Below are 11,667 nucleotides of genomic sequence, written 5' to 3'. Positions count from 1 at the left end.
AACGATGAAAGGGGATTTTGCCCGCATGACTTTCGATCCGGCCGCCCATTTCAGCCGGGTGCTCTTGCAGCAGGGGCGCGTGCTCCTGGAGGCGGACTTCAACGAGCAAAGCGCCATCAGCAATCATCTCCTTCGATGCCTGGTCACCGACATCATCGGTCGCCGCTTCGCTGCAGGATCGGGCTTTGCCATCGAAGACGCGACGGGTCCTGTCGATTTCACCATTCGCGCCGGACGCTATTACGTCGATGGGATCGTCTGCGAGAACGATCGCGATTGCGGTTACACAACCCAGCCGCTCTGGCCGACGCCCGAAAGTGCAACCGACATCGCCGCCAAGCCGCTGAGCGTCTACCTGGACTGCTGGGAGCGGCACGTATCCTGCGTCGAGGAGCCGCGCTTGCGCGAGATCGCGCTTGGCGGGCCGGACACCGCGACGCGCATCCAGACCGCCTGGCAGGTTCGCTTGCTCACCCAGGCCATCGCCAAGGCCATGGTCGATCCGCTGGTCGACATCCTCAAGGCGCGCCTTGATGCGCCGGAATACCAGGACAGTCTTTCAGCGATCAAGGACACGCTCACCGGCCTGACGAGCGCCATGCAGACCTTTGCCGGCACGCCGAATGATTGCGCCGCAGCGCAGGACCTGCTCGACCGGCTGGATGCGGTTGTTCCCCGGCTTGCGGCCCGGGCAAAGCGCGGCCAGGATGACGACGAGCCCTGCACAATCTCTCCGGACGCCCAATACAGGGGCTATGAAAACCAGCTCTACCGGCTGGAAATCCATGATGGCGGCAGCGCCGAGCAGGCGACATTCAAATGGTCGCGCGAAAACGGCTCCGTCGCCTTCAGGGTCCTGAATGCGGTGGCCAATGAAAGCGGCGGCGACTCCGCCACGATGGTGACGCTCGACCGCTTCGGTCCGGACCGGCGCTATGGCCTGTGTGTCGGCGACTGGGTCGAACTCACCGACGATGATGCGCAGCTCACCCAAAGCGTTTGGCCGCTGCTACAGGTCGCTGCCTTCGACCGCCATCGCCGCACCGTCACGCTGAAGGGCGGTGCCGTGCGCGTCAAACCCAGCAGAAATGCCATCTTGCGCCGATGGGATCAGCCCGGCGCTGCGGTATCGGTCAGCAGCGTCGGCGGCGACTGGGTCGAACTCGAGCGCGGCCTTCAGGTCCGGTTTGAAAGTCTCGGCTATTACAGGAGCGGCGACTATTGGCTGATCCCGACCCGCGTCGCGACGGGGGATGTCGAGTGGCCGTTCGAGGCCGACGGCAAGACGCGGGCGCTTGTCGGTCCCTTCGGCGTCAAGCATCACAGGGCGGCGCTGGCCGGCGTGCGCAAGGCAGGGGCCGTGTGGAACGTCGCGCGCTGCGGCTGCGTGCACCAACCGCTCTGCGGCTAGAGCAATTCCAGGAAAAGTGTGGAACGGACTTCCGTCCGGGTTTGCGTAATATCAAAGAGTTGGATCATTTCGCTGTTTCGATGAAACGATGAAATGATCCAACGGATCGAGCCGTCAGGCGTTGCGCTCCGATTGCGCGATCAGGTCATCAGTATTGGCCAGAAGGCGCCGCACGGCATTGCGTGCGGCGTTTGGGCGTCTGAGGCGAATGCCCTTTTCGATGTCCTGGTGCAGCGTGAGCGCGTGAACGGAACTGCTGTCGTCGCGGGTCACCAGCACGAACAGGTGGTTGAGAGCAGATTCGATCATCGCGCCGAGCGGCACCATGAGATCGTTTCCCGACGCGCGCAGGATGGCAAGGTGGAAGCGGGTGTCTGCCTCGGTGCGCAGCTGTAACGTCGTCGCCTGTTCCATGCCGCGCAGTGCCGCGCTGATCTCCGCCATCTGCTCGTGGCTGCGACGGGTGGCTGCGAGCGCCGTCGCTTCGGGCTCGATGATATGGCGAAATTCCTGTACGGTCTTCAGGAACTGGAGCCGATCCGGCGAGACCGCGTACCAGCTCAACACGTCGCGATCGAGCAGGTTCCAGCGCTCCTTCGGCTCGACCCAGCTGCCGATTTTCGGGCGCGAGGCAAGGAGGCCCTTGGCCATCAGTATCTTGATCGCCTCCCGGACCGCGGTGCGGCTGACGTTGAAGATTTCCGTCCACTGCGCTTCGTTCGGCAGGATGGTTCCGGGCGGATAGTCGCCGCGCACGATCCTGAGGCCGATGTCGTCGGCAAGCGACATGTGGACGCTCGGTGCCGATATGCGTGGCGCATCGAGCCGCCGGCTCGCACGCGCTGCGTCCGACGGCGACGATCCGGCCGCGCTCTTTCGTGGTCGTTGTTCAGCCATTTCGTCTGTTTTCTCGATCCTTAGATCAGTTCATTCATCGAAACAGTGAACTGACCTAACTCTTTGATATAACGCCATTCCAGACGGAAAACCGTTCCTCACTTTTCCTGGAATTGCTCTGGTTCATCCACATGGCGTCATTGGACGCCGACATAGTTCCGCCAGCTGTGCTGCGGCTGAAAGCCGAGCAGGGCGCGCGCCTTGCGGTTCGACAAAAGCGTCTCGTATTCGCCGAGGGTCCCTTTGACCGGAACGCCCGGATAGAACTGGTCGATCAGGTCCTTTGTCGGAATATCGGAGGATGTCTCGTCGTTTGCCGCGTTGAAGATCTGGAAGCCGAGACCGTCTGTCTCCACTGCTTTCAGGGTTATCTGGCCAAGGTCGCGCGCGTCGATGTAGCTCCAGGCGATACGCTTGCGAAAACCGGGGTCGGCGAACCAGCCCGGGAAGAGGTGGTACTCGTTTGGCTCGATGACATTGCCAATGCGAAGCGCGTAGATATCGGCGCCGCTCCTGAGCGCGAAGGCGCGCGCCGTCTTCTCGTTGACGACCTTCGACAAGGCGTAGCTATCCATCGGGTCGACGTCATAGTCTTCGTCGAGCGGGAAATACTGCGGGCTTTTCGGCTCGTTGGCGAAGACGAGGCCATAGGTCGTCTCGCTCGAAGCAATGACAATCTTGCGGATGCCGAGCTTCACCGCCGCCTCGATGACGTTGTACGTGCCCATGGCATTGACGCGAAAGAGCTCGTTGTCAGGCGTAATCAGGATGCGCGGGATGGCGGCGAAGTGTACGACGGCATCGATCGGCTGGGGCGCCAGCGACGGATCGAATTCATGCAGCCCGGTATAGCTCGACAGCGCATTGAACACCTGGCCGCTGTCGGTGATATCGGTGATCAGGGTGCGCACCTTGGGATTGTCGAGCGGCCTGGTGTCGAGATTGAGCACCTGGTGGCCGTGGTCGACAAGGTATTGCACGACATGTCGGCCGGCCTTGCCGCTGCCGCCGGTGAAGATGATCCGCTTGCTCATTGTGCTCTCCAGCATGGGGGCGGGTGGTCCCCCCTTCGATCACTGTCGGGGGGACCTTCCAGGCGGCGTCGCTGCAGCAGGTCGCCGACAGCCGACAAGTCGCGCGGCGACCGCCATGTATTGCGGATATGACAAAGTTTGCGGCACCCGTCAAAGGGGAGCTGCGATCATTGACTTACTTCTGGATGCAGGTGTCCGCCGTGTCCTTGGTGCATTCGTCGAGACCCGTGAAGACAGGGTCGTCCACCGGCTTGCCGGCGATCAGGTCCAGCATGACCGAGGGCGCCTTGTAGCCCATTTCGAACGGGCGTTGGCCGACGAGTGCGGTGACCAGACCTTCCTTGGCGATCGCCACCTCGTCGCCGATCGTGTCGGCAGCACCGATGACGAACTCGTTCTTCGCGATCTTGTCGGCCATCGGCTTGAACAGGTCGCGATAGGGCTGCGGCGCACCGAAGAGCGGCCAGCCGCCCATGATGCCGAAGGCGTCGAGATCCGGGTTGGCGGCAAGGATGTCCGTCATCGCCTGCACGCCCTTGGCGCCGTCGTCATTGGTGAAGACCGGGCAACCTGCAACCTCCGTCCAGCCGCCTTCACCTTTCAGCTCCGCCAGTCCTTCCTTGCCCGTCAGCACGTCGCGCATGCCCTGGGCGCGGCGCAAGATGTTGTCGGCCCCCGGGTTGCCCTCGATGGTGCAGATCTTGCCGCCGTTCGGCTTGGCCTTCTTGATGTAGTCGGCGATCCGCGCGCCCATCGTGTAATTGTCGGTGCCGAGATAGGTCTTGCGCAGGCCGGCGTCCTCCTTGGCGAGGTCAGCGTCGAGTGTCATGACGGGAACCGTCGGGTTGGCCGTCTTCAGCGTCTGGGCGATCAGCTTGGCATTGGACGGCGAAATGGCGATCGCGGCCGTGCTGGGCTTGCCGAGCATGTCCTGGACGATCTGCGCTTCGCCGGCTTCGTCCGAGGTCGATGCCGGGCCGGTGTAGAAGCACTCATATTCCGAACTCGTATTCTCCTTGTTCCACTTCTGGCACCCCTGGTTGATCGCCTCGAAGAACGGATTGTCGAGGCCCTTGACGACAATGACGAGCTGCTTTTTTTCCTGGGCGCCGGCAGAGCCGGCTGCCAGCGCGAGCGTCGCGACTGCAAGCACCAATGCTTTCCTCATTTGATCCTCCCGTTGAAACAAGCGGACACCCTCTGTCCGCGGCACAAATCAACCCGGATAAAAGACGATGCGAGGGTCGTTGTCCGGCCGCTCGTATTGCCAGGCCTGGTCGATAAGCTTTTCAAGATCGTATTGCGGCCGCCAGTCCAGCAGGTACCTCGCCTTGCTGTTGTCGAGCCAGTTGGAATGGAAATCGCTTGCAACGTCGACGTATGGCAGGCCGCGCGTGCGGCCGAGGTAGCTTGCGACCTCGCCGTAGTCGACCGGCCGGTCCATGGCAATGTTGAAGCGCTGGCGTTGGGCGCGAGGATTGTCGACGGCGCTGACGATCGCCGATACGAGGTCGCTGACGTGGACGAAATTGCGCTTGAGCGGCCGTCCGTCGGCGTCGCGCAGCAGCGGAACGGCTCCGGCCTCCGCGTAGCGCCGGGCCTCCTCGGGCGGAAAGAAGGTTTTCCAGTCGGGGCCGCCGAACACGTCGTCGCCAAAGGAAAGCGAGTGCCTGAAGTCGTCCTTCTCCATGATCCACGGCGCCCGGAGGCAACAGACATTCATGCCGTACTGGATGGCGTACTGGTCGACCATCACCTCTTCAAGAACTTTCGACAGCGCGTAGCAGCCGGGATAGGCCCGGTGCGGCGTCGCCTCGGTGATCGGCCCGTCATGCGGGTAAAAGAAATGGCCGACCGCGGCGTCGCCGCCGATCAAGATGAACTGCCTGGCCGATGGGCTTGCCCGGAAGGCTTCCAGCAACCAGAAGAGACCCTTGACGGTCACGTCCATGACGTCGTCGGGCGTCTCCTTGCAGGTGGCGAGATGAACGACGTGGCTCACGCCGGCGATCGCCTTGTCGGCGACGGTGCGATCGGCGATGGAGCCGCGGATGACATCAAGCCTTTCGGCGGGAAGAAGGACACGGTTGTGACAGAGCGCGCGAATGCGCGCTTTCGAAAAACGCGGTCGGTCAAGCAGCGCTGATATGAGGTGCCGCCCGACCTTGCCCGTTGCCCCGGTGACAAGGATAAGCATGCCTATCTCCCAGCAATAGCTAATATGCGACTGCCGTCTCCGTCAATCCATTTGTCATACAAAACAGGTTTGGCCGGTAGGGCGGATGATTGACGCATGGGCGTCGATTTGCATAAATAAGCAATCACTCACGCTTGAGGAGGCGTGACGGACGCCGCCGTGTCCCAGAGCAATGGCGCGTCCCGGGCAGTCTGGAGGGCTGGTCGTGCTGCTTGAGCTGAGCAATGTGTCCAAGCACTTCGGCGCCATACAGGCCGTGAGCGATGTTTCGCTGTCGCTTGAGGCCGGGCAGGTCGTCGGGCTGATGGGCGACAACGGCGCCGGCAAGTCGACATTGGTCAAGATGATTGCCGGCAACTACCGCCCGACGCACGGCACCCTGCGCCTCAACGGCAGCGACATCGTCCTTCACCGCCCCGTCGAGGCGCGACAGTTCGGCATCGAGATCGTGCATCAGGATCTGGCGCTCTGCGACAACCTCTCGGCGGCGGCCAATGTCTTTCTCGGGCGCGAACTGAGGCGCGGTGTCGGCCCCTTGCGGATACTGGATTACAGGGCCATGCACCGGCGCGCCGCCGAGATCTTCAAGGAGCTGCGCTCGGAAACCCGGGCGCGCGATCTCGTCAAGCAGATGTCGGGTGGCCAGCGGCAAGCCGTGGCCATCGCGCGCACGATGATCTCCGAGGCGAAGATCGTGCTGATGGACGAGCCGACAGCGGCGATATCCGTGCGCCAGGTCGCCGAAGTGCTGCATCTGATCCGGCAACTGCGTGACCGCGGCATCCTGGTCGTGCTTATCAGCCACCGCATGCCGGATGTCTTCGACGTCGCCGACCGTGTCGTCGTGATGCGCCGCGGTCGCAAGGTGGCGGACAAGGCAATCGCGGCAACGTCACCCGAAGAGGTGACGGGACTGATCACCGGCGCCGTCGAAAGCGGATGAGGGCAGGCGAATTCAAACTTCTGGACACGGAGGACAACGAAGAACGATGGCAACGACGCTGCACCAGACGATCGAACACCGGCAGCGCACGCTTGCAGGCGCGATCTTCGCCAACCAGACCTTCTGGGTGTTGATCGCCGTCATCCTCGCCTGCATCTTCCTTTCGTTTGCTACCGACAGCTTCGCCACGGCGAAAAATCTCTACAACATCACCCGCAACGTCACCTTCGTGGCGATCATCGCGCTCGGCATGACGCTCGTCATCATCACCGGCGGGATCGACCTGTCGGTGGGCTCGGTGCTTTGCCTGTGCAGCATGGTGCTCGCGGTCACGATGCACGCCGGGTACGGTATAGGAACGGGCATTGCGGTGTCGGTCGCAACGGCCCTTGTGATCGGCGCGTTCAACGGCATTCTCATCGCCTATCTCGGCTTCCCGCCCTTCGTCGTGACGCTCGGCATGCTCTCCGTCGCCAGAAGCCTGGCGATGGTCGCGTCCAACAACACGGTGGTCTTCGAGTTCGGCCCCGATCACGACAAGCTGCTGGCGCTTGGCGGCGGCTCCGTCTTCGGCATCGCCAACCCGGTAATCTACATGATCGTCCTCGCACTCCTGACCGGTTTCGTGCTGCGCTGGACGCGCATCGGCCGCTACATCTATGCGATCGGCGGCAACGAGAAGGCGGCCATCGCCACGGGTCTGCCGGTGCGGCCGATCAAGGTCTGCGTCTACATGATCTCAGCGCTCTCGGCCGGCATCGCCGGCATCATCCAGACCGGCTGGCTTGGCGCAGTCACCACCAATATCGGCGCCGGTATGGAGTTGCAGGTCATCGCCGCAGCGGTGATCGGCGGCGGCAACCTTGCGGGCGGCGTCGGCACCGCCTTCGGCGCGCTGGTCGGCGCCGCCCTGATTGAGGTGATCCGCAACAGTCTCGGGCTGCTTGGCATCAACGCCTTCTGGCAGGGGACCTTCATCGGCAGCGCAACCATCCTCGCCGTCCTCTTCGACCGCATCCGCAACTTCCGCCAGAGCGAGTAGCGATCATGCGCCGGCCAGATCGCCCGGGCCAGGCCCCGGTCGGGCCGGACGTCGCGCGAAATTTTCCACAGGCCGCGCCGGCGATTACTCGAATTTTAACGGTTCTGTTAACCGATAGGGATTTCCGACCGATTAGCTTTGCCGCCGCTGGGGCGGTTGTCCGAAAGGGAACAGATGTTTGCTAGAATTCGGTCTTCGCTGACACTCAAATTGTTTCTCGCGTCGTTTGTCAGCACGCATCTCCCACTTGTCGCTGCCCTCATCTACTACCTACAAAACAGGCACCTCGATCCGATCGTGACCATCGGCCTCTTGCTCGCGGCCACGATTGCCGGCACGGCCCTTTGCCTTGGCACGCTCTGGACGCTGCTCAATCCACTCAGGGAGTTACGAGGTGCGATTTGGCAGTTTCGCAAGTCGCGGTCGGCTGCCGACCTGCGCTCGACGCGCCGGGACGAGATCGGCCTGATCACCAACGCCTTTTCCATGCTCACGTCCGAGCTGTCGCGCACGATTGCGACGCTTGAGCATCAGGCGACGTCCGACGTGGTGACCGGTCTTCGCAACAGGCGCTGGCTGGTCGACAACGCGCCCGCAGCGCTCGCCCGCGCCAGGCGCGAGGGAACGGGGCTCGCAGCGATCGTGATGGACCTCGATCACTTCAAGGCGATCAACGATCGCCATGGCCACGACGCGGGTGACCGCGCCTTGACCGCTGCGGGCGCGGTGGTGCTTTCCTGCCTTCGGCCCTACGATCTGGCCGCTCGCATCGGCGGCGAGGAGTTCGCGATGCTGCTTCCGGGGTGCGATCAGCGCGCCGCCATGGATATCGCAAACCGGATAAGATTGCAGCTGGCGGCGCTGTCGGTGCTGCCGGATGGAGAACGCATGACGGCGAGCTTTGGCGTCTGCGAAGCGCTGCCGCAAATAGACGGCCTGTCTTCGATCCTGAAACGCGCCGACGTGAACCTTTACCGGGCCAAGCGCGGTGGGCGCAATCGGGTCTCCGGATCCCAGGTCGATGCCGGCAAGCCGTCTCCTTCGATGCGAGAAGAAAGGATCAATTCGACGCGAGACGCTTGACCTCATTCGACATGACCATTCTTGTAGGGGCTTATCCCTATGGTTGCGAACTTGCATGGATGGTCAATGAGCGAAATCCAGAACAAATCGGTGGCACTCGTGACGCAGATCGAAGGCGCGCTTGCGCACCTGTCGCCATCGGATAGAGCCCTCTCGTTTCTTGAAAAATCGCTGGACCTCTATTTCGCCCTCGGTGGAAGCCCTGACGCAGCGGTCGAGCTCGTGACGCAGACCCGCGGCGGCGCGCGGCCGAGGGTGGAGGCGTCCGTCGCGAATGTGGTGATCGAGCTTGCGGCCGCAAGCCACCTGAGTGACATTGACATGATCCAGGCGGCGTATAATCGCCTCGACGTCGAGCTCGCCGCGCCTCGGGCGAAGCGATAGCACGCATCGTATCGCTTGCCGGGACACCGGAAACTGGGCCATGCAGCCCGTTCGATCGGTGCGGTTATGACGGCGCGCTAGCGTCAAAGAGCGGACGATATTTCGCCAACAGGGGGCCGGTAAACTCGGTGAAGGCGCTGACACGGGCGGTGCGACGCAGATCCTCATGGGTGAGAAGCCAAAGCGCCGTCGCCATTTCGGCGACGGGTGGGCCGATGCGGACGAGACCGGGCGTCCTGTCTCCGAGATAGCAGGGAAGGGCTGCAAGGCCGGTGCCGGTGACGGCCGCCTCCCGCGCCGAAACAAGCGAATCGCAGCGCAAGACGAGTGGCCCCGGTTGCCGCGTCCGCATCCAGCGGCCGACGCTCGATGACGAAAGCGCGTCACCCGGCCCGATCCAGCGCTCGTTCGCAAATGTCACGTCGCTCGGGTCGAGGTCACGTTCCTCAAGATAGGATCGCGCCGCATAAACAGCGAAGGCGACCGTCGCAATGCGCCGGCCCACCAGGGTCTCGGGCGGATCGACTGCCGGCCGGATGGCGACGTCTGCATCCCGGTGCGAGAGATTGGCAAGGGCGTTGGAGGTGTTGACCTCAAGGAGGACGCCAGGATGCCGCCGTTGGAACGCCGTCAGCACCGATGGCAGAACCGACGCCATGAGCGTGTCGGTGGTGGTGATCCGCAGGCTGCCCTCCAGGCGCAGATCCTGCCCCGTCAGGCGGCGTTCGAGCTCCGTGACCGTTTCGGCCATCTGCCGTGCCACGGCCAACAGTTCCTCTCCGCCCGTCGTCAGCGTGTAGCCGGAGGGAAGCCGGTCGAACAGGCGGACCCCGAGTTTGCTCTCGAAAGCGCCGACACGCCTCAGCACCGTCGTGTGGTTGACACCGAGCGCGCGCGCCGCAGCGGCCAGCGAATTCGCCTCCGCGACGGCGAGCACAAAGCGCAGATCTTCCCAGTCGATACGATGATGGCCGTGCATGGTTGCGTCAGCCTATAGCAGTGTCACGCGATGTGCAATTTTGCAGACGTGGACGGCAAAATGGCAGATCGATCTGCGACGGAGCACAGCATACCTAGGAAATGACGGCTGAACGTTTCGTTCGATCGAGGCGCAAAGCCATTTCCTGTTGCTCATCAAGGAGTCCGTCCGATGGAGACCCTGTTCGTACCCCTGGCACTTGTCGCCGGCAGCCTGCTCGCCGTTCAGGCCGGAGCCAATGCCCAGCTTTCAAAGGCCGTCGGCTCGCCGTTTGCGGCGACCACGCTTCAGCTCTCGATCGGCACCGCTCTGCTGCTGATCATCGCCATGTTCACCGGATCTCATACGGTGCTTGGCGCCATTCCAGACGCAGAGTGGTGGCATCTCGTCGGAGGCACGGCATCCGCCGTCTACGTTGTCTCGACCATCGTTCTTTTTCCGCGCCTCGGCGCGGTCGTTTCCGTCGGGCTCTTCATTGCCGGCCAGATGCTCGCCTCGCTGACACTCGATGGATTCGGTCTCCTTGGCGTGACCGCAACCGGGCTTCAGGCCGGGGCAGCGATCGGCACCGTGATCGTGCTCGTCGGCGTCGGCCTGATCGTCTTCGGCCAGGGTGGCCAGGACAATCTCAGTGCGGACAAGCTCGGATGGATCGCCCTCGCGCTCGTCGCCGGAGCCGCCTTGCCGGTGCAAGGAGCCGTCAACGCCTTGCTGCGGCAGGATCTTGGCGGAGCGCCGTTTGCGGTCGGAACGATCTCGTTCTTCGTCGCGACGCTCGCCATGGCCGCCGTGATGCTGGTGGCGCTCGCATGGCAGAAGACGCCACGGCCAAGCTTCGGCGGCGTCCAGACGATGCCGTGGTGGGGCTGGCTTGGCGGCCTCGCCGGAGCGACCTACGTCACCACGGTGTTCACGGCCATCCCGGTGATCGGCGCGGCGGCCGCAGTCGGCTTCACCGTTGCAGGCCAGCAGGTCGCGAGCGTGTTCGTCGATCGCTACGGCTGGTTCCGCCTGCCGCAACGGCCGGTCTCGGGCCTGCGTCTTGCCGGTGTCGTCCTGCTGCTGGTGGGTGTCGCCGTGATCAAGCTTGTCTGAAACGGCCATCCGCCAATACGTGCGCCAATTGCCTGTTCTTGCGATGACCCGATTTGGCTACAATGCCGCCTTATGCAGCCCTGACGTCACGCAGGAGAAGCCGATCGGAGCCCCATGGAGCCGCCATCAATCGTCAATGACCTCGCCTCGATCATCCAGACCTCTCTGGCGCCGGTGTTCCTGCTGGCGGGAACCGCGGGCTTCGTCAACGTCTATGCAACCCGCCTCGGCCGGGTCTCTGACCGCGTCAACGAGATCGGTGAAAAGGACGAGCGGGGCCCGTCGCGACGTTTGCAGCTCGATTATCTGCGCCGGCGAACACTGGCGCTCGAGATCGCCGTGGCGCTCGGGACACTGGCGGCGATCTGCACCGGTTGCGCCATCCTCAACCTGCTCGCCGGCGCGCTCGAATTCCGGTTCCGTGAGCAAAACCTCTTCTGGCTCTTCGGTGGTGCCATCGTCTCGCTCATCGGATCGCTGATCGCCTTCCTGTTCGAGATGGTGATTGCGGGACGCAACATGCTGCGCCAGATGCGCATGGATCAGGCAGTCTCAGAGCGTAGTGAAGAAAGCCCCTAGAGCTCCTGCCTCCGAACGAAAAG

12 protein-coding genes are annotated in these 11,667 nt (G+C 63.2%); 7 read left to right on the top strand and 5 right to left on the bottom strand.

All coding sequences use genetic code 11. The annotated features are described in order from the left end of the window. Window positions 1-4 precede the first annotated feature (4 nt). Entirely contained in the window at window positions 5-1,411 is a 1,407-nt protein-coding gene (locus tag VGO12_RS29145; protein ID WP_327516221.1) for a DUF6519 domain-containing protein, read from the top strand. Between the two features lie 114 nt (window positions 1,412-1,525). On the opposite strand, the gene VGO12_RS29140 is transcribed toward VGO12_RS29145, so the two are convergent. The 4 genes from VGO12_RS29140 to VGO12_RS29125 all read right to left on the bottom strand — a co-directional run bounded on the left by VGO12_RS29140 (window position 1,526) and on the right by VGO12_RS29125 (window position 5,539). Continuing rightward, window positions 1,526-2,308, bottom strand: a complete 783-nt coding sequence (locus VGO12_RS29140; RefSeq protein ID WP_327516220.1) for a FadR/GntR family transcriptional regulator — start codon at window positions 2,306-2,308, stop codon at window positions 1,526-1,528. Window positions 2,309-2,445: 137 nt separating this feature from the next. Next, complete coding sequence (locus tag VGO12_RS29135; RefSeq protein ID WP_327516219.1) at window positions 2,446-3,342, bottom strand: NAD(P)-dependent oxidoreductase; 897 nt, start codon at window positions 3,340-3,342, stop codon at window positions 2,446-2,448. A 175-nt stretch (window positions 3,343-3,517) separates the two neighbouring features. Beyond that, the gene (locus tag VGO12_RS29130) at window positions 3,518-4,510 is read right to left on the bottom strand and encodes a sugar-binding protein (RefSeq protein ID WP_327516218.1); all 993 of its coding nucleotides are present in this window, start codon (window positions 4,508-4,510) and stop codon (window positions 3,518-3,520) included. A gap of 48 nt (window positions 4,511-4,558) precedes the next feature. Beyond that, window positions 4,559-5,539, bottom strand: a complete 981-nt coding sequence (locus VGO12_RS29125; protein ID WP_327516217.1) for an NAD(P)-dependent oxidoreductase — start codon at window positions 5,537-5,539, stop codon at window positions 4,559-4,561. A 172-nt stretch (window positions 5,540-5,711) separates the two neighbouring features. On the opposite strand from VGO12_RS29125, the gene VGO12_RS29120 reads away from it, so the two are divergent. From VGO12_RS29120 to VGO12_RS29105, 4 genes are all read left to right on the top strand, one after another. Next, a complete protein-coding gene (locus VGO12_RS29120) occupies window positions 5,712-6,482 on the top strand; it encodes an ATP-binding cassette domain-containing protein (protein ID WP_327516216.1) in 771 nt (256 codons plus the stop codon). Between the two features lie 46 nt (window positions 6,483-6,528). Further along, window positions 6,529-7,524, top strand: a complete 996-nt coding sequence (locus VGO12_RS29115; protein ID WP_327516215.1) for an ABC transporter permease — start codon at window positions 6,529-6,531, stop codon at window positions 7,522-7,524. Between the two features lie 174 nt (window positions 7,525-7,698). Next, complete coding sequence (locus VGO12_RS29110) at window positions 7,699-8,607, top strand: GGDEF domain-containing protein (RefSeq protein WP_327516214.1); 909 nt, start codon at window positions 7,699-7,701, stop codon at window positions 8,605-8,607. 66 nt (window positions 8,608-8,673) lie between these two features. Then, complete coding sequence (locus tag VGO12_RS29105) at window positions 8,674-8,991, top strand: hypothetical protein (protein ID WP_327516213.1); 318 nt, start codon at window positions 8,674-8,676, stop codon at window positions 8,989-8,991. Window positions 8,992-9,055: 64 nt separating this feature from the next. Here VGO12_RS29105 and VGO12_RS29100 read toward each other — a convergent pair whose 3' ends face one another. Further along, complete coding sequence (locus tag VGO12_RS29100) at window positions 9,056-9,970, bottom strand: LysR family transcriptional regulator (RefSeq protein WP_327516212.1); 915 nt, start codon at window positions 9,968-9,970, stop codon at window positions 9,056-9,058. Between the two features lie 171 nt (window positions 9,971-10,141). Between VGO12_RS29100 and VGO12_RS29095 the strand changes: the two genes are divergently transcribed. Continuing rightward, entirely contained in the window at window positions 10,142-11,065 is a 924-nt protein-coding gene (locus tag VGO12_RS29095; protein ID WP_327516211.1) for a DMT family transporter, read from the top strand. A 114-nt stretch (window positions 11,066-11,179) separates the two neighbouring features. Further along, the gene (locus VGO12_RS29090) at window positions 11,180-11,644 is read left to right on the top strand and encodes a DUF2721 domain-containing protein (protein WP_327516210.1); all 465 of its coding nucleotides are present in this window, start codon (window positions 11,180-11,182) and stop codon (window positions 11,642-11,644) included. Window positions 11,645-11,667 lie beyond the last annotated feature (23 nt).

The organism is Ensifer sp., assembly GCF_035999135.1.
Classification (GTDB): Bacteria; Pseudomonadota; Alphaproteobacteria; order Rhizobiales; family Rhizobiaceae; genus Ensifer.
Note: the sequence above shows the minus strand (reverse complement) of the source record. Positions and strands in the feature narration are given on the sequence as shown.